We start from the raw sequence: 18,263 nt of genomic DNA, 5'->3' as shown, positions 1-18,263 counted from the left end.
TTGTGTTAACTAATCCATGATGTAAGTTCTTTCGCATCTGTCCGCTTTCTCGGAGCGGGTTCAACATCAGGATAACCCAAGTAGATGAAAGCAACGATTTCTCCGTGCTCGGATAGCTCAAAGAATTCGGTTACTTTGGAATTGTAGCAAATTGCGCCAGTACGCCAAATTGCACCAAGACCGAGGGCATGTGCAGTTAATAACATATTCTGGATGCCAGCATTCACCGCTGCAAATTCTTCTTTTAAGATGACATTATTCCGTTCGCTAGGTTCAACACCGACTGCAATAATGACTGGTGAACGTAACGGATTATTTTGGCTGCGTTCTATTTTTTTCTGACTCGCTTCAGACGCTAATTCTTCCAATTCAGCTTTTGTAATCTTCCCGAAGACTTCTCCTAATTTTGTACGACCTTCACCCGATAAAACGAAAAAACGCCAAGGTTCAGTTCGGAAATGGTTTGGTGCATAAGTGCCTGCTTCAATAATTTGTTCAATCAGTTCAGTTGGGACAGCTTTATCTTCCAATAATGGGACACTTCTGCGTGTTTTTATAGCCTCATGTATGTTCAATTTGAAGACCCTCTTTCTACTAATCATGCTAACTACCTCTCTTTAGTATAGCCATTAACCGAAATAAAACCAAGAACACTGAATTATGGGTTATACTAAATGAATGAAATGGTTGGAAAATAATGAAAGAAGTGAATTTATATATGTCTACAGAAACAAAGTCGATAGTAGGAAGTCCAGTTTATCCCGTTATGTTCGCCATTGGTGGTGTTCATCTGTTAAATGATTCATTGCAATCAGTGATCCCCGCAATGTTTCCGATCCTTGAAGAAAGCATGGGCTTATCTTTTACCCAGTTAGGCTTGATTGCATTTGCGTTAAATATGGTCGCTTCCGTTTTACAACCTGTGGTGGGCTATATTAGTGACCGAAAGCCAAGGCCATATGCACTTCCAATCGGCATGACTTTTTCACTTGTAGGAATTGCTGGGCTTGCTTTTGCACCAGAATATTGGATGATTCTCGTTTTCGTGATATTCCTTGGGTTCGGATCAGCTGTTTTTCATCCAGAGGGATCTCGTGTTTCATTTATGGCGGCTGGATCCAAAAGAGGACTTTCGCAATCCATCTACCAAGTTGGCGGTAATTCAGGACAAGCCCTTGCGCCGTTAATCAGTGCTTTTATATTAGTCCCACTCGGTCAAAAAGGAGCGGCAATCTTTATCTTAGTAGCTGCGCTTGCCATTTATATATTGATGAAAATATCTGCATGGTATAAAGAACAGTTAATCCAAGAGAAGTTAAATAATCGAAAACGCGTCATTTTATCTAGAATGGAGAACTTAACGAAAAAGCAAATAGGCATGGCACTCGGCCTATTATTAGTGATTATTTTCGCACGGTCATTTTATGTGATTAGCATTACGAATTTTTACATATTCCATTTAATAAGATCATATGAGCTGACCATTCCACAAGGTCAGTTATGTATCTTTATATTTTTAGCACTTGGCGCTGCAGGGACATTCTTTGGTGGACCAATGGCGGATAAAATGGGACGTAAAAACATTATCGTCCTCTCACTCGCATTGCCAATTCCGTTTTGCCTATTGTTGCCTTTTGTGCAACTATGGGCAGTCATTGTGTTACTAATTATCATTGGATTTTTCATTATGCTCAGTTTTTCTGTGACAGTTGTCTATGCACAGGAACTCGTACCCAGTAAAATTGGGACGATGGCGGGTTTAACTGTTGGCCTTGCTTTTGGAATGGGTGCCATTGGGTCTGTTGTCGTCGGCATGTTGATGGACCAAATTGGGATTCATGAGACAATGATTGTCATTTCTTTTCTTCCTATTATCGGGTTAGTTGGTTTGGCCTTACCGCGTGATCAAAAAGTGGTTGCAACAAAATAATGATTGCATTTCTGTAGTGATTTACTTATAATAAAGCGTTGGCATTATATTGAGAGTAGGTTGAGGAAGTTTGTCTCAAATTCAGCGTAAAAAGTTATTGATATTAATGATAAATATGTTTATCGCTATTGGAAGTTTTGGTATTATTATTCCCATTTTGCCGCAGTATCTCTTGTCTATTGGCGAAGGTGGGAAAGCAGCAGGTCTAATGATTGCAATTTTTGCTGGTGCACAGCTAGTTATGTCACCAATAGCTGGGAAGTGGGCAGACCAATATGGCCGGCGAGTCATGATCATTTCAGGGCTTAGTGGATTAGCACTTTCGATGTTTGTTTTTTACCTTTCGGACACGATTGCAGTCCTGTATTTGTCTAGAGTGATTGGCGGTGTAGGGGCTGCGCTCTTAATCCCTGCAATATTCGCTTATGTAGCTGACATCACAACGATGGAACAACGTGCAAAAGGGAATAGTTTAGTCTCGGCTGCGATGTCGCTTGGTATTGTCATAGGACCTGGAATTGGTGGGTTTTTAGCAGATTTCGGTTTGAAGATGCCGTTACTTGTTTCGGCAATTGTCGGTGTCATTGCGGTGATATTCTCAGCAATCATGTTAAAAGAAAGCAAAGATACGGAAATAGCGATAAGTACAGCTAAGTCAGAACCGATGGTGAAAGAAATTTTTCACGCGATTGATAAACCATTCTTTGTGCCGCTTCTAATCACGCTTGTTATGAGTTTTGGATTAATGGCCTATGAATCGGTTCTTGGATTATTTGTTGACAATGAATTCGGTGCAACGCCAAAAGACATTGCGATTCTTATCACATCTACAGGAATAGTTAGTACGATTATTCAATTGTTTGCTGTCGACAAAGTGGTACGTAGATTCGGTGAGGGCATGGTGTTAACCATTTTTCTTGGTGTCGTTGCTGGTGGATTCTTACTATCTATCTTCGCATCTACCTACGTCATGTTTTTTGTTGTTACATTAATAATCTTTCTATCCACATCGATGTTGCGCCCAGTATTAACAACGCTCATATCTAAATTAGCTGGAGATCAACAAGGATTTGCGATGGGCATGAATAATGCTTATATGAGTATCGGAAATATTCTAGGTCCTATATTAGCAGGTGTTTTATTTGATGTGAATATTATTTATCCTTTTATTTTAGGATTAATTGTCCTCATAATAACGACAATCGGCTCAAGTCGATGGAAAGTACCAATAGATATAAACGCATGAAGTGACAGGCTATCCAGAGTGAAATGGATGCCTGTTTTTTTTATTTCACTTGGCTTATAGTATGATGTAAAAGTAAATTATTAGGGAATACTAAAGACAAACATACCTTGAAGTTTAACCTTAAGTAGTTTAGGGTAATCAAATATGGAAGATTAAAAATAGGGGTCGATTTGTTTTGGATAAGAGGTTTTGGAGAAACCCGGTATTCTCCATATCATCAGCAGTAATTTTGGTATTGGTAATTCTCGGGGCAACTGTTCCTGAGCAGTTTGGGAAAATAGCAGAAAAGCTTTATGGATTTACAACAGTGAACTTTGGTTGGTTTTATTTATTAGTCGTATTTATCGTAATTGTATTTCTTGTTGGCATCGCTATTAGTAAGTTTGGAGCGATTCGAATTGGCGGTGATGAGGAGCGCCCAGATTATCCATTTTTCACTTGGATCGGCATGTTGTTTTCTGCAGGATTTGGTGTTGGGCTAGTTTTCTGGGGTGTTGCAGAACCAATGAGTCACTTCTTCAATACACCTATTAAAGGCGTTGAACCACAATCGGCAGAAGCTGCAAGAATTGCGATGGGGTATTCGTTTTTTCACTGGGGAATTTCTCAATGGGCAATCTTTGCAATTGTAGGACTCGTAATTGGGTTTTTACAATTCCGAAAGAAAAAGGATGGCTTGATTTCAACAGCCTTGGAGCCACTTACTGGGTCTAATAAGAATGTGAAAATCACAATTGATTCATTTGCAGTGATTGCCACTGTTATGGGAATCGCAACTTCATTAGGTCTTGGAATTTTACAGATGAGTGGTGGGCTCGAGTCAGTCTTTAATATTAAAAATACATTTTGGATACAACTCTTGATTGCAGTACTTGTTTTCGTTGCCTATATGATTTCTGCAACAACTGGATTAAATAAAGGAATTCGATATTTAGGGAATTTTAACTTAATCATGGCACTTGCTTTATTAGCATTTATTTTTGCAGTAGGACCTAAAGTTTTTATTTTAGATTCATTTACTTTAGGGTTAAGTGATTATATTACAAACTTTGTACAATATAGCTTGCGTTTACAGCCTTATGATGGTGGTGGCTGGGTTCGTGATTGGACAATTTTCTATTGGGCTTGGACAATTGCTTGGTCTCCATTTGTCGGCGCATTTGTTGCACGTGTATCGAAAGGTAGAACGATACGAGAATTCATAACAGGAGTTATGGTGATTTCACCAGTGTTTGCATGTATGTGGATTGCAACACTTGGGGGTACAGCCTTATACAATGATTTAAATAATGGGACTAAAATTGCGGAAGCAGTAGATGCGGACGTTACATCTGCGATCTTTGCAACATTTGAGCATGTACCTTTCACAGGTTTGATTTCTGCGTTAGCTATTTTATTAATATTTACTTTCTTAGTCACATCAGCAGATTCAGCTACTTATATATTAGCTAGTATGACAACGAATGGAAGTTTATTACCACCATTAGTGGTGAAAATGGTTTGGGGATTCCTCATGTCTGCCATCTCGATTGTTCTTTTGTATGCAGGCGGTTTAGAAGCGTTGCAATCTGCTTCACTCGTGTCAGCACTTCCGTTTACATTATTATTATTGTTGTTAGTGTTTTCTATGATGAAACTTTTAAAAAGAGAACCAATTACGGTCCGTTCTTCGGATATTAGACGTTTTACAAAGATTGAAAGAGAAGCAAAGAAAAAAGAGCTTGAAAAAGATATGAAAAGAAAATAATAGATGATGTTTTACACAAAAGAATGCCGAGTTCCTTTGACTAGAGGAACTCGGCATTTTTCTAATTATTCTTCGTATATTCTCTTTAACGCTTCTTTAAATTGAGGTCGTACATTGATATCAGGGCGGATTTCTTTTGCTTTTTGTTCAGCTTCCTCAACGGTTTCAGCTAATCCGAGTTCGAGTAGTGTTGCCGCGGCAATGGTTCCGGCTCTTCCACGGCCAGTATTACAATGGAAATACACATTTTTCCCTGAGGAATAGGCATCCATTACTTCTTTGACAGCAGCCTTGATGGATTCATCTTGATGTTCAGCTTCGTCGACAATAGGTTGATGGATACTGACTTTGCTTGACAGTGGTCCTTTTACTTCTGCACGTAAATCGTAAATGACATCAATATTCTCCTGTTCGAGAACATCCTCAATGGCATCGATCCCTCCAAAGAAAATCTGGTTCGATATGAGTGCTCCATATTTTTTGTTTGTCATATTATCACCTCTAAAGTTAATTATATCATTCATTTGACGGCATATACTTTTCGGCTTGGCAATTCTAAACAATTCAATTGTCCCCCATAAACAGCTGAACCATCAATCCCAATGACGTTATTTTGACCGAAATAGATGGAATGTTTGTTATGAAGGTACTTTGTGGGTGTATGTCCGAATATAACTGTTTTATGACCACTATAATTTTGGTGAAAGTCTTCACGAATCCACATCAATCGATAAGGATCTGTTTCTTTTAGCGACTGTCTAGGGTCTACGCCAGCATGAACGAATATATAGTCTTCAAGCTCTATGTAATGATCAAGGTTTTGAATGAATGCAAGATGTCTATCGAGTGTTCCGTTAAGTAGCTTTGGTTTAACATACGGCTTGTTTTCACCAACAAGGAATTCATTTTCAGCAAAACCATAGCTTTCTAATGTTTTATTTCCACCATTTCTATTAGTCCAGTTTTTCCATGCGTGTTCATCTTCAGTCGTTAGGGCTTTAATCATCATATCTTCATGATTTCCTTTAAGGACAAACGCACCCCTAGCTTTCAACTCCATTACTTTCTCCAAGACTTGCTTTGAATTTGTCCCACGGTCTACGTAATCTCCTAATAGAATGAGTTGATCTTGAGCAGGTTGGTAATTTACTGTCATTAATAATCGTCTAAACAAATCGACTTCTCCGTGTATATCACTAATTACAAGTATGCGTTTCATCGATTGATCTCTTCCTTTCAAATAGCAGTTGCTGTGACTATAACGTACAACAATGATAAACTAATGTAAACATTCTAGAAATGAAGGAGAGTGATTTTGATGTGTGGTCGTTTCACACTATTTGCACCATTTTATGATATTGTCGAACGGTTTGATATTGAGTCGGCTTTTGCAGAGGGCGATTATATTCCAAGTTACAATATCGCGCCATCACAGCAGGTAGTTGCCATTTTAAATGATGGCGAAAAAAACAGGCTTGGCCATTTAAGGTGGGGATTGATACCCCCGTGGGCGAAAGATGAAAAGATAGGTTATAAAATGATTAATGCAAGAGCTGAAACTGTCTCAGAAAAACCAAGTTATAAAAATGCATTTAAACAGAAAAGATGTATTATTCCAGCAGATTCTTTTTATGAATGGAAAAATACGGATAATGGCAAGGTTCCCATGCGTTTTAAGTTGAAATCAAATCAAGTCTTTGCTTTGGCAGGCTTGTGGGAGTCGTGGAATTCACCAGACGGGAAAACAATTCACACCTGCACAGTTATTACGACATCGCCTAATGAGCTTGTTAAACCTGTTCATAATCGTATGCCTGTCATTCTTAGACCTGAAGACGAGGCGGCATGGCTATCTCCGAATTCTGAAGACTTTGATTTCCTGGGCAATTTACTTGTCCCATTTGATGGTGAAGAAATGGAAGCATATCCAGTGTCATCTTCTGTTAATTCGCCAAGAAATAATGATGAATCACTAATTGTTCAAGTGAATTAGAAACTAAGGGGGACTTTTTTGTGTTAATTGATTTATTAAGATCTTCGAATTATATCGTTGTATATACTGGTGCTGGAATGTCTACGGAGAGTGGGCTGCCGGATTTTCGTTCTGCGAATACAGGACTTTGGGAACAAGAAAATCCAGCACATATTGCGAGTACTGATGCATTGAACCGTGATGTTGAAAAGTTTTTTGAGTTCTATCGTAAACGCGTTCTTGGTGTGAAAGATTGTAAACCGCATAAAGGGCACGAAATTTTAGCCAAGTGGGAAGAGGAAGGCATTATCCAGCGTATTATCACGCAAAACGTCGATGGTTTTCATACTGTTGCGGGATCAAAAAATGTCATCGAATTGCATGGAACATTGCAGAAAGTGCATTGTCAGTCTTGTAAAAAAGAATACGCGAATGACATGTACGAATCAGAACAGTTCTATTGTACATGTGGCGGTAAATTACGACCTTCTGTAGTTTTATTTGGAGAAGAACTCCCGGAAGATGCATTTATGCAAGCAGTTCAAGAAAGCGATAAAGCAGATCTTTTTATCGTATTAGGTTCTTCGTTAACGGTTACACCCGCAAATCAATTTCCGCTCATTGCAAAAGAACATGGCGCGAAACTACTGATCATTAATATGGATTCGACTCACTTCGACGATTTAGCGGATGTTGTTATTAATGACCGAAAAATAGGAGAGGTGCTTGATGAAATCGACAGTTATTTAGTGGAAAAGTAAGTATTGAAGTGGATATCCGACACAAATCAGGGCTAAACAAATATTGAATACTTGCTTATCTACTGTTGAATTTGACGATTCAAGTAAATGCCATCATCGTGTCAAGTGGGCCGTCTGGTTTCCTTAAATCTGCAATATCTAAAATGGCAATTGGGAAATAAGGAAAACCCCAATAATAAGGTGTAATCTCATAAAGTTGGAAATAGATTACGAGAGATGTATCGGCAATATAGAAGTCTTGATCGGGACGAATCGTTGTAAATTCGCCTAGCAATTGGACATTCCATTTTTTTATATCAATCGCAATAATCTCAGATAGCTTTTTCACGTAATCGCTGTCCTCTTTAAATAATTCATTTAACGTATATTGTTGACCAGTATCGGTATCGAAAGTAAGGGACTTAATGATCGTCATGCCATGTGCACCGCCTGTGAATGAATAAACAATCAAATTTAGACTCAGTATGCCGCGCTGAGTGTTTTTAATCTCATAGTAGGCCATCATTTCAACGAGTTCGGGTTTATAATAACTTTGTTCAATAAGTATTTGATTTAACAAGGTTACGATGGCATGGTTGATTTTCGCTTGCGCATTTGGATTTTTTAAATGAGTAACCGCTGGAAAATAAACCGTTACATTTGGTGAGTTATGGGGGAGCTTTTTGGTGATTACACGAACAGGGAACTTCAATAACTACATCCTTTCACGAGTGGGTTATAAATGATTATATGTTGAATAAGGTAAATAAGAACTTCAGAAAGGGGGACGACGTTTTGGTTACATTGGATGATATAAAGGACGCGCAAAATCAGATTAAAAAATATATACATGACACGCCCATCCTGACTTCCGCCCAATTAGATGCCTACTGTGGGAACCAGGTTTTCTTGAAATCAGAGCATTTACAAAAAACGGGTTCATTTAAAATTCGAGGGGCTGCCAATAAAGTTCAGCAAGCCGTGAAAGAGGGCGCAAAATATATAACGGCAGCGTCTTCTGGAAATCACGGGCAGGCAGTAGCTTATATGGCAAATCAATTAGGGCTTCCAGCGACCATCGTTGTTCCTGAAGATGCGAATGCGGTAAAAATAGCGGCGATTGAAGCTTACAATGGGAAAATCGTGAAATGCGGAACGACATCAGCTGAGCGAATTCCGAAAGCAAAAGAAATAGCAGAGCAAAATGGCGGTGTTTTTATTCCGCCTTATGATGATCCGTATATCATAGCGGGTCAGGGAACGGTGGGTCTTGAAATACTAGAACAAGTTCCAAATGCTGATGCTATTGTCGTACCTGTTGGCGGTGGGGGATTAATAAGCGGCATCTTAACTGCGGTGAAACAACTAAATCCGGAGATAAAAGTAGTTGGAGTGGAACCGGACACTGCAAACGATACATTTTTGTCATTACAAGCGGGCGAGATTACGGCCATACCAGCGACGTTAACCATTGCAGATGGCCTTCGTACATCTCAGCCAGGAGATTTGACGTTTCCTATTTTGAAAGAAAATCTTGATGATCTTGTACTAGTTTCAGAGATTGAGATAAAAGAGGCGTTTCAATTTATTGTGGAACGTACAAAACAAATCATTGAACCATCTAGTGCTGTGACAATCGCTGCCATTCTTTCGGGGAAATTGAATGTGAAAGGGAAGAATATTGTGGCTGTACTATCTGGTGGAAATGTGGATTTACAGCAGATGGGCGAGTTTTTAGTTTAGATAAACTTTTTAAAAAATGAGTACCTGAATAGGGAGGCGATAACAGGCCTTTATTCAAGTGCTCATTTTTATTTTTACTGGATGATTTTCGTTGAGAGCGACCGGTAGTTATCAGTTAAGTAGCTTGCGCATCGGTTTTCGTGTGGGTGAAAGGTCCCAACTTGCAAGCAAAATCATTTGAGTGCAAGGAAAACACTTTCAACTGCAAGCAAACTGATGATGAGTGCAAGGAAAACCGTTTGAGTGCAAGCAAATTACAAAGATGGTTCATTGATTGTGTAATTTCAGAAGTTTGCCCATAATTGTCTCTACATTTTCATTTCATTTACCAGAATTTGCAAAATCTTGAATGCGTTTTTCAATGTCATCGCACACTTCTGAAAGACTGCCCACTTTTCTTCTTCAGTGCCAATTGCACGAACAGGGTCGACAAAGCCCCAATGCTAGCGGGTAATATGGGACGGGGTAACTGGGCAGTTATCGTCGGCATCACCGCAAAGTGTAATCCAGAATGATTCATAGGTATTTCCTTATGTATTAAGTGGATTTATGTTTATTATATTGATTACTATATAAGTTATTGCTTATGTAGTCGAGAAATTTTATCTTTGATTTTTGATGGTCGAATAAATGCTACCGAATGACATGATATGCATTTCGGTGTACTATTAATTAAGTGGCTACTGAAGAGGAGGTTTCGAAATGTCGAAGAAAAATGATTATGATGAAATTATGAAAACGATAGATTCAGATGAAGTTATTCAAAATATGGACAACCATTACTCGGATAACAGATTCTGGCGTAAGTTGTTAAAGTTTGGGCAAAAGGCAGGGGAAAAGACTGTCTATTTTAGTTTGCTCTTGTATTACACAGCAAAAGATCCAGCCGTTCCGAAATCTTCGAAACTGATTATCGTCGGCGCACTTAGTTATCTTATCTTTCCAGTCGATCTGATTCCTGATTTCATCCCGGTTGTTGGATTAGCAGATGATGCGACAGTGATTGCAACGGCCGTCTATAAAGTCGTTTCACATATCGATGATGACATTAAAAATAAAGCAAAGCAAAAATTAAACGGTTTTTTCAAAAATACATCTACTATAGAAATTTAAAAGCTCTCGCAGAGTTGAATCTCTGCGAAAGCTTTTTTCATTGATAAACAATACGAGGGGCTTTACGAATTACAACTTCCCAATTTGTCCCTGTTCCAATCCGGTAAGCATCTGCAAACGATCCTTGGTTGATAGCAATACCGATATTATCAAGTGAATTTACATAAACTAGCGGCTCGCCGATATGTAAATCTGCAAACGAACGGCCAAATGTCATGATGTTGTTGTAAATTGTACGTCCGTCAGTTGTGATGGTTACTTCGAAAGAATCTCCATGTTGCTCTGCAATTTCTCTGAATTGTTCACGACTGATATTTGTCCAAAGGTTACCGAATGGTCTGTCGATAATATCAACATTACCTGTGATGACTTCATCGGAAATCGTTGAATTTTTCAGCGGTAATGAAATAATCTCGGATGAATTAAATGAAGGTCCCACGTCTTCAAAATTAATTACCTCTGAAGCAAGTCGAGCGCCTGTATAAGCAAAAATATCACGGCCATGGAAAGTATGAGATTCGCCGGAATTCGGAAGACGGTTAATGGACTCGTCAATTTCCCTAACTGCCGTAATGCCAATAAATTGTTTTACATGTGTTAGCGTGCCATTATCTGGTGTTATTATAAATTGTCCATTTTCAGTTTTAGCAACAACTGCGCGACGATCTGAACCAACCCCTGGATCGACAATCGATACAAAAACGGTTCCCTCCGGCCAATAGCTAATCGTCTGAAGCAGTCGATAAGAGGCTTCCCATATATTGTACTGAGGAATTTGATGCGTAATTTCAAAGATTGGAATACCGAGTTGTACTGTGTTTGCTACCCCGTGCATTGCACTTACAGCACCGTCACTATTACCAAAATCTGACTGAAAAACTAATAAACCTTTTGTCATTTCAAAACACTCCTAGTGTATATTTACTTACTCATAAGCTGAACAATCTTGTGAAATTAAAAAATCCCGTCCAAATCAATCCTGCGATTGAAAGGACGAGATTATCTCTCGTGTTACCACCTTTATTCGTTGCGAACTCTCGTAAGCAACCTCAACAAGTACAGAATTCTATCATGATGAATTCTAGACTGTGGTTTTGGTAACGGGAACCAACTCCCGCTGACATCTACTTATGCAGGTTGCTGCATGTTCAACTCAGAGCTCAGAGGCCATTGTTCAAATGAAAGATTTTTTGCTTCTTTTCAGCTACCGAAGCTTTCTGTTAAAAAATCGAACATTTTACTTTTCTCTTCAACGCTTTTAAGTATTGACTATAAATTTACACGACCTAAATCAGAATGTCAAATGTTTTTTGGAAATTAATTATAAACAGTACTTTTAAGATCACTGCAAAATGCAAGGGGAGTATGCTTAACAAAAAACGTGTCACGACTGAACCATCGTGACACGCACCTTCAATTTAATCTACATCTATTTCTACTTCTGATTTCTTTTTCCGAAACTTACCTAAGAACTCATAAACGATTGGTACGAATATCAGTGTGAGGAGTGTTGAACTTATTAATCCACCGATAACTGTAATACCAAGACCTTTAGAGATAAGTCCGCTACCTTCAGCGCCAATAGCTAATGGAATCAGTGCACCAATTGTTGCAAGTGCAGTCATTAGGATTGGGCGAAGTCTAGTTGTTCCAGCTTCTAATATGGCTTCTCTTGTAGATAGACCATCATTTTCCATATTGATGACTCTGTCAATTAAGACAATCGCGTTGGTGACGACGATTCCAATAAGCATGAGTACGCCGATCAATGATGAAACACTGATTGTTTCACCAGCGATGAGCAAACCGACTAACGCACCAATTACAGTAAACGGTAGTGAGAATAGAACTGCAAATGGTGCAAGTCCTCCGCCGAACGTAACAACTAGGATGAGATACACGATAGCAATTGCAGCAAGCATCGCAAGACCGAGCTGTGTAAATGCTTCTTCGATATCTTCTGTAACACCTGCAGTATTCACTTCTACATTTGAAGGAATATCTAATTTGTCAACTTCTGTTTGAATATTCGCAGAAACTTTAGCAATGTCTTTTGCCGTTATAGTGGCTGATGCACTAGAGAAGACTTTGCCGTTTCTACGGGAAACTGTATCTGAACTTGTTCCTTCATCCACTTTAACAAATTCGGAAATTGGAATTTCCATGCCGAAAGGGGACTGAACTGTTTCATCAAGCAATTCGTCGATTGTTTTATGTTCAGTTTGTTCAACATCAATATAAACATCGAATGTGTTATCACCATTTGTGATTTTTGTAAGTACTTCACGTTGTTGCATCGGGTTCAACTTCATGCCGATTTGAGCAGCTGTTAGACCGAATTGTGTAAGTTTTTCTTGATCTGCAACAAGTGTATATTCTTTATATGATCTTGCCAAACTTGTTTTAACATCTCGCAATTCTGACTCATCATTCAAAACGTTTTCTATGTCATTGATAACAGGTTCAATATCTTCAATGTTATCTCCATAAACGTAATAGCTTATTTCATTACTCGCACCCATTCCAAAGTCTTGGGATTTAAATTCGCCAGTAGTTGCTAATTTTTCGAGTTCGAGAATCGTTTCTTCTGTTACTTTTGTAAACTCTTCAGTATCCGAATCGAATGTCACAAACATGAGCGCTCCATTAGAGGCGCCAGGTGCCATTGGATTTTCACCGCCGACAGATACTTGGATTGTTTCAACATCTTTTAAATCCATCAAATAATTTTCAGCTTTTTCAACATTTTCGTTGACAGTTTCTAGTGTTTCACCAGGTTCAGGCGTGTACGTAATGTACATCATCTTCTCTTCTTCTTCTGGTAAGAAACTCACACCGATCACTGGGACTAAAAATAGACTTCCGACCAGTAAGGCAATCGAAATTGCAGAGGTAACCAGTTTGTGATTTAATGTCCATTTTAATACTTTTTCATAAAAAGCAGACATTTTGCCTTTTCCTTTGTCTGCTTTTACACTTACTTCATTAGAATAGATTTGCTTTTTAAATAATGTATGAGCAAGCATTGGGACAATTGTAACGGCTACAAGCAATGAAGCCAATAGTGCGAAGACCATTGTCAATGCGAATGGCATAAACAATTCGCCGACCATTCCGCCAACTAAACCGATTGGGATAAATACAGCAACTGTAACGAGTGTGGACGACGTAATGGGTTTAAACATTTGAAGTGTTGCTTCTCGTACAAGTGCTCTTCCTTTCAGTTTTTCGGTTTTGAGGTTCATTCGCCTAAATATGTTTTCGACAACCACAATGGAATCATCGATAACACGACCGATTGCGACGGTCATTGCACCAAGCGTCATCATGTTTAACGTAATATCCATTAAATTCAAGAAAATAACCGCGATGAGTAGTGACATCGGGATGGATACAATTGCAATCACTGTCGACTTGAGATTTCGTAGGAACAACATGATGATCAATACAGCGAAAAGTGCTCCGAAGAGGGCTTTATTTAACATCGTATTTACAGAATCTTCGATAGGTTTACCTTGGTCAAGCGTAGTAGAAATGGTTACGCCGTCATTTTCTTTTTCGAACTGTTCAACATGCTCTTTCACGGCATTGACAACATCAACTGTATTCGCTTGTTGTGTTTTGACGATTTGAAGGGCAATCGCTTCTTCGCCATTTGTTCTTGAAATCGATTCGGCTTTTCCGATGAGCTCAATCGTTGCAATTTCTCCTAATGTAACTGTTGGAAGCTCGGCATTTTGCCCAGCTTCAGGAGTCTCACTGCCTATCTCATCTTGGCCAGGCATTTCTTCCGTTCCTGGAATTGCATCTTGCCCTGGTATTTCTGCAGGAATTACTGGGATTAAGATGTTTTTCAAATCTTCAACAGTTGTAATATTTCCATCAACAACAACTGATTGTTCTGAATCACCAAATTGGAAAAGTCCCAATGGCATTTTCACATCTGAACCTTTTACAATCATTTTTACTGTTTCTTCATCTAAATTCAGTGATGCCATCTTTTCGTGATCGAAAGTTAAGCTAACTTCTTCGATCTGTTGTCCGGACGCTGTTGCGCTCGAAACCCCGTCGATGGCTTCAATACCAGAAATAAGGTTTTCTTCAACTTTTATCGTTAACTCTTCAAGATTCGCATCTTTATCAGAAACACTCACTGCGAGAACTGGAAAAGCATTAATGCTTATTCTACCAACACTTGGCTCCATTGCATTAGTTGGTAAGGTTACATTCTTTAACGCATCTTCAACTTCGATTTCTGCTTTTTCCATGTCTGTTCCGTAGGAAAATTCAATTTGCAGTGATGATGCATTTTGATAAGACGTGGAGCTGACGGAAGTGAATCCGGTAATACCTGAAACTGCTTTTTCCAACGGCTCCGATAAATCCTCGGCCACTTGTTCAGGTGTCGCTCCCGGGTAAATTGTTGTGACACTTACGATTGGAATTGTTATATCCGGTATTGTCTCTAATTTCATCTGCGTCCCCGAATAAAGGCCAGCAGCTGTTATAATGAATGTAAGGAGCCAAATCGCTAACTTATTTTTCATTACGAAGTTTACAAGTGATTTCATAAGACCCTCCAAAAAATGTTTTTTGACTGATTGCTTCTATTGCGATATCATTATTACTAACCAGTCAGTCATCAGATACAACGTATAGAATAATCAATCTCCTATTTAATAATCTAGAAAACTAGGTCCGTTTCCAGATAGATAAATGATGCATTGCAGTGAACGATAATTAGATACCTCCAAACTTGCTTTTAGCTTTAATAAATGATGTACTCATTCATAGTAAATGACCGGTCAGTCATTTGTCAAAGATTACACTTCATTGATAAAGACTATTTTTTTGACGGGGAACTATGTATGCTTTACTATATAAATTGACCGGTCAGTCACGGGTCGAGTATAACGATATTTTAGATGATCAATGGGCTTAGGGGCTGTTAAATGTGACAAAAAGAAAAGTATTAATTATTGAAAAGGCGTCCGAACTATTCGCGGAAAATGGTTTTGCTGCGACTTCAGTTCAAGATATTACAGATGCTTGTGGTATTTCCAAAGGTGCTTTTTATCTTTCGTTTAAATCGAAAGAGAGTCTGTTGTTTTCGATTTTCGAATACTTTAGTGATAAATTAATTGAAAGAATGGGCAGCTTATTTGATCTAGATGTTGGTACTAGGGAAAGGTTCGAGTTATTTTTTAGTGTCCAATTTGAAGAAATTGCCCGTTACTCGGATTTTATTTTGATGCAAATGCGAGAACAGACAAGCCCGGGCAACGTGGAAATGCTTGGGTTAATAAATGAATTGCGACAACACACATATGAGATGCAGGAAAAACTTCTTCTAGATGTCTATGGAGACGATATTCAAAAACATATGCCTGATCTCCTCGTTTTATTGAGTGGGCTCATTAAAGGGTATATTGAAATTATCGTATTTAATAAAGATGAATTGAATTATGTCGAACTAGGGGCTTATATCGTAAATCGAACGGATTCAATTGTGGAAGGTTTATCGGAACCGTTCTTAAAGTCTGACCAGCTAATTGGCTATCGTGTTAATGGTAGTAACACGATGATAACTACTAAAGAGTTATTGAAAGACATTGATTTATTGAAACAAATCGTATCTGACGAAGATATATTGATTAGTTTAGAAGTGATTGAACAAGAACTTGTGGGAAAAGATTATCGCAAAGCAGTCATACAGGGAATGATGTCGAATTTGAAAAGTCATGAAGAAACCAAAGAACTCATAGAGAAATTGAACCAATTATTATCCAGTACAAGTTCTTGATTGCTGACCTTCGCTTTTCGCAGCGTTTTGTGGTAATATTTAGCTCTAGAATAGAAGAGGACGTGAAAGTGAATTGATTACAATCAATGTACCAAAACCAGACTTAACAATCATTCAACGAAAACAAGATGAGAACACCGATGCACCGAAAATAAAGCCTGTGTATGGTTTTATCGATCTTCATGAAATACCACGTGATAAAGGTGGACTTATTTTATTTTATAATCATAAAGATGAATTACTTTTCGTAGGTAAAGCGCGTAAACTTCGTCAACGTGTACGTAAGCATTTTGATGATAGTGTCTCACCGCTTAAAAACCACCGCGAAGAAGTAAATAAAATTGAGATTCTATTCGTTGAGGAACCAATGGAACGCGATATTTTAGAAACCTATATTATTAACACACAGTACGCGAAATACAATGTAGATAAAGTGTATTATAAATAATATAAAAAGCTGATTGCTATATGCATTCAGCTTTTTTCTACTACATATGAAAAAGGTGACGACATGGATAAGCGTTTACAAAAGATTGCCGATGAAGTGAAAGTGAAATTGGGTCTGGACAATTACGAATTAGAAACGTTCTCAATACATAAAGAAAGAAATGGTACAGGGGAAGCGTATTATAAATTCAATATGGAATTTTTCCCGAATGTGATTTCTGGGAAATATGAAGAAGATATAAATCCTGAAGGCACAGCGATTGTGGAATATAGTATTCAGAAAGAAATTATTGAAAGCGTTATTTTTGTAGATGGTAAATCATTTGCCACAAAAACTCATTTCCCGAATAAAACAGAACAAGAAGTCGGGAATTGGATTGAATCTGAAACCGGCTTAATATATAGCGAAAATTTTGTGAAGACAGACGTTCTCGAAAACGGTTTTCAATTCAGCCCGAATATCAGAGAAGTTGAAATTACACCAGCTGGAATGATTGAAGTTGAATTTGATAACGAAGGGAAACTAACGTCTTATCAATTATATGATCCAATTCCGTCTAATGAAGACCTTGTGGAAACAGAATTCACATTGACGCTTGAAGAAATTGAACCATTTGTAACTGGACAACTGCAATTAGTGAATTTCCCTTTTGAGGCTGAAAAAAGATTCGTACCGGTCTATGCAATGGAAGAAGTTTATGTAACTTTGGACGGGATGCGTAGCATTCCATTTTTAGAACACGAACGTTTGGAAGTTAAAGTAGACGAGGTCATTGAATGGACTGAACCGTTAACAGGAGAACTGGTGCGCAAGCAAATCGATTCACTTTCAGAAGCAACTGTTGAGGATGCTCTGGAAGGCAAAGATGTTGCAGAAAAACTAGTTGTGACAGCAGATCAAATCGAACAATCTAAAGCTATCGTCCGCGACGTGTTTCGCTCAGATTTTCCAGAAGAATCCGGTATATGGAAACTTGAAACACTCCAACGACTTGAACATTTTATCAAAGCAACTTGTATTATGGATGAAACAACATCGTCTGTCTTTAACCGTCAAGTCGTCGTTTTAATCGACCCAGAAACAATGACTTTAATAAATTACGTAGATAACGGGGAAGTGTTCGAGATTTTCGATACATTCGCACCTGCCGAAAAAGCAGTTGTCTCGCATGAAGATGCATTTGAAAAGTTAGTCTCCTACATTTCGCTCACACCGACGTATGTATATGATTCCGTTACGGAAAAGTATATTTTATGCGGATTACTTGATGCAGCGGAAGGCGTTAATGCGGTAACAGGGGAGATTGTTCCTTTATCTGATTTTTAACCATAAAACTGGCAACCACTTTTTTAAGGTGGTTGCCAGTTTTTTGATTTAAACATATAAGCTTGAGCCTTCAAGCCCGTTACGGAAATAAACCCGCGAGCAACGAGCACAACGAACCACGCAACGAGCAAAAACCGAAGCGCAACGAGCATAAACTCTAGGCTACACCTATACGACAATAACACCTTGAAAAAC

16 protein-coding genes, 1 pseudogene and 1 other annotated feature are annotated in these 18,263 nt (G+C 38.4%); of the genes and pseudogenes, 10 read left to right on the top strand and 7 right to left on the bottom strand.

The window, feature by feature from the left end; all coding sequences use genetic code 11:
* Positions 1-5: 5 nt before the first annotated feature.
* A complete protein-coding gene (locus AC25Y1_RS00605; protein WP_488145997.1) occupies positions 6-575 on the bottom strand; it encodes a nitroreductase family protein in 570 nt (189 codons plus the stop codon).
* A gap of 122 nt (positions 576-697) precedes the next feature.
* Between AC25Y1_RS00605 and AC25Y1_RS00600 the strand changes: the two genes are divergently transcribed.
* The 3 genes from AC25Y1_RS00600 (at position 698) to AC25Y1_RS00590 (ending at position 4,923) form a co-directional block, all read left to right on the top strand.
* The gene (locus tag AC25Y1_RS00600; protein ID WP_488145996.1) at positions 698-1,930 is read left to right on the top strand and encodes an MFS transporter; all 1,233 of its coding nucleotides are present in this window, start codon (positions 698-700) and stop codon (positions 1,928-1,930) included.
* 70 nt (positions 1,931-2,000) lie between these two features.
* Entirely contained in the window at positions 2,001-3,176 is a 1,176-nt protein-coding gene (locus tag AC25Y1_RS00595) for an MFS transporter (protein WP_488145995.1), read from the top strand.
* Positions 3,177-3,351: 175 nt separating this feature from the next.
* Complete coding sequence (locus AC25Y1_RS00590) at positions 3,352-4,923, top strand: BCCT family transporter (RefSeq protein WP_488145994.1); 1,572 nt, start codon at positions 3,352-3,354, stop codon at positions 4,921-4,923.
* A gap of 65 nt (positions 4,924-4,988) precedes the next feature.
* Here the strand turns inward: AC25Y1_RS00590 and AC25Y1_RS00585 are convergent, their stop codons facing one another.
* Both AC25Y1_RS00585 and AC25Y1_RS00580 read right to left on the bottom strand, forming a co-directional pair.
* Positions 4,989-5,414, bottom strand: a complete 426-nt coding sequence (locus tag AC25Y1_RS00585) for a protein-tyrosine phosphatase family protein (protein WP_488145993.1) — start codon at positions 5,412-5,414, stop codon at positions 4,989-4,991.
* Between the two features lie 29 nt (positions 5,415-5,443).
* Entirely contained in the window at positions 5,444-6,142 is a 699-nt protein-coding gene (locus AC25Y1_RS00580) for a metallophosphoesterase family protein (protein WP_488145992.1), read from the bottom strand.
* A 99-nt stretch (positions 6,143-6,241) separates the two neighbouring features.
* Between AC25Y1_RS00580 and AC25Y1_RS00575 the strand changes: the two genes are divergently transcribed.
* Complete coding sequence (locus AC25Y1_RS00575) at positions 6,242-6,916, top strand: SOS response-associated peptidase (protein WP_488146369.1); 675 nt, start codon at positions 6,242-6,244, stop codon at positions 6,914-6,916.
* Between the two features lie 20 nt (positions 6,917-6,936).
* Entirely contained in the window at positions 6,937-7,656 is a 720-nt protein-coding gene (locus AC25Y1_RS00570; RefSeq protein WP_488145991.1) for an NAD-dependent protein deacylase, read from the top strand.
* A gap of 79 nt (positions 7,657-7,735) precedes the next feature.
* Here AC25Y1_RS00570 and AC25Y1_RS00565 read toward each other — a convergent pair whose 3' ends face one another.
* Positions 7,736-8,347 carry a DUF3298 and DUF4163 domain-containing protein gene (locus AC25Y1_RS00565; protein WP_488145990.1) on the bottom strand — a complete coding sequence of 204 codons (612 nt, stop codon included), beginning with the start codon at positions 8,345-8,347 and terminating at the stop codon, positions 7,736-7,738.
* 83 nt (positions 8,348-8,430) lie between these two features.
* On the opposite strand from AC25Y1_RS00565, the gene AC25Y1_RS00560 reads away from it, so the two are divergent.
* Positions 8,431-9,378, top strand: coding sequence for a threonine/serine dehydratase family protein (locus AC25Y1_RS00560; RefSeq protein ID WP_488145989.1), 948 nt, complete (start codon positions 8,431-8,433; stop codon positions 9,376-9,378).
* Between the two features lie 321 nt (positions 9,379-9,699).
* Here the strand turns inward: AC25Y1_RS00560 and AC25Y1_RS00555 are convergent.
* Positions 9,700-9,884, bottom strand: a pseudogene (locus tag AC25Y1_RS00555) (low molecular weight phosphatase family protein); the annotation flags it as partial.
* Positions 9,885-10,080: 196 nt separating this feature from the next.
* Between AC25Y1_RS00555 and AC25Y1_RS00550 the strand changes: the two are divergent.
* On the top strand, positions 10,081-10,491 hold the full coding sequence (locus tag AC25Y1_RS00550) for a YkvA family protein (RefSeq protein ID WP_488145988.1): 411 nt from the start codon (positions 10,081-10,083) through the stop codon (positions 10,489-10,491).
* A gap of 37 nt (positions 10,492-10,528) precedes the next feature.
* Here the strand turns inward: AC25Y1_RS00550 and AC25Y1_RS00545 are convergent, their stop codons facing one another.
* Both AC25Y1_RS00545 and AC25Y1_RS00540 read right to left on the bottom strand, forming a co-directional pair.
* The gene (locus AC25Y1_RS00545) at positions 10,529-11,389 is read right to left on the bottom strand and encodes an SAM hydrolase/SAM-dependent halogenase family protein (protein ID WP_488145987.1); all 861 of its coding nucleotides are present in this window, start codon (positions 11,387-11,389) and stop codon (positions 10,529-10,531) included.
* An 88-nt stretch (positions 11,390-11,477) separates the two neighbouring features.
* Positions 11,478-11,753 (bottom strand) — a binding site (T-box leader).
* Positions 11,754-11,909: 156 nt separating this feature from the next.
* Positions 11,910-15,062 (bottom strand): efflux RND transporter permease subunit, encoded by a 3,153-nt coding sequence (locus tag AC25Y1_RS00540; protein ID WP_488145986.1) that lies wholly within the window; start codon positions 15,060-15,062, stop codon positions 11,910-11,912.
* 383 nt (positions 15,063-15,445) lie between these two features.
* Between AC25Y1_RS00540 and AC25Y1_RS00535 the strand changes: the two genes are divergently transcribed.
* The 3 genes from AC25Y1_RS00535 (at position 15,446) to AC25Y1_RS00525 (ending at position 18,068) form a co-directional block, all read left to right on the top strand.
* Complete coding sequence (locus AC25Y1_RS00535; protein WP_488145985.1) at positions 15,446-16,294, top strand: TetR/AcrR family transcriptional regulator; 849 nt, start codon at positions 15,446-15,448, stop codon at positions 16,292-16,294.
* Positions 16,295-16,367: 73 nt separating this feature from the next.
* Positions 16,368-16,742: a nucleotide excision repair endonuclease gene (locus AC25Y1_RS00530; protein WP_488145984.1), complete on the top strand. Its 375-nt coding sequence runs from the start codon at positions 16,368-16,370 to the stop codon at positions 16,740-16,742.
* A 63-nt stretch (positions 16,743-16,805) separates the two neighbouring features.
* Positions 16,806-18,068, top strand: a complete 1,263-nt coding sequence (locus AC25Y1_RS00525) for a hypothetical protein (protein ID WP_488145983.1) — start codon at positions 16,806-16,808, stop codon at positions 18,066-18,068.
* The last annotated feature ends 195 nt before the right edge of the window (positions 18,069-18,263 follow it).

The sequence above is a fragment of the Sporosarcina sp. Y1009 genome, assembly GCF_057669865.1.
The sequence above is the reverse complement of the archived record's forward strand: the minus strand, read 5'-3'. Positions and strand labels throughout refer to the sequence as shown.

Excerpts from the sequence above, each read along its gene's own strand:
- AC25Y1_RS00600 (WP_488145996.1), top strand. The coding sequence starts at position 698 with ATGAAAGAAGTGAATTTATATATGTCTACAGAAACAAAGTCGATAGTA.
- AC25Y1_RS00585 (WP_488145993.1), bottom strand. The coding sequence starts at position 5,414 with ATGACAAACAAAAAATATGGAGCACTCATATCGAACCAGATTTTCTTT.
- AC25Y1_RS00580 (WP_488145992.1), bottom strand. The coding sequence starts at position 6,142 with ATGAAACGCATACTTGTAATTAGTGATATACACGGAGAAGTCGATTTG.
- AC25Y1_RS00575 (WP_488146369.1), top strand. The coding sequence starts at position 6,242 with ATGTGTGGTCGTTTCACACTATTTGCACCATTTTATGATATTGTCGAA.
- AC25Y1_RS00550 (WP_488145988.1), top strand. The coding sequence starts at position 10,081 with ATGTCGAAGAAAAATGATTATGATGAAATTATGAAAACGATAGATTCA.
- AC25Y1_RS00545 (WP_488145987.1), bottom strand. The coding sequence starts at position 11,389 with ATGACAAAAGGTTTATTAGTTTTTCAGTCAGATTTTGGTAATAGTGAC.
- AC25Y1_RS00540 (WP_488145986.1), bottom strand. The coding sequence starts at position 15,062 with ATGAAATCACTTGTAAACTTCGTAATGAAAAATAAGTTAGCGATTTGG.
- AC25Y1_RS00525 (WP_488145983.1), top strand. The coding sequence starts at position 16,806 with ATGGATAAGCGTTTACAAAAGATTGCCGATGAAGTGAAAGTGAAATTG.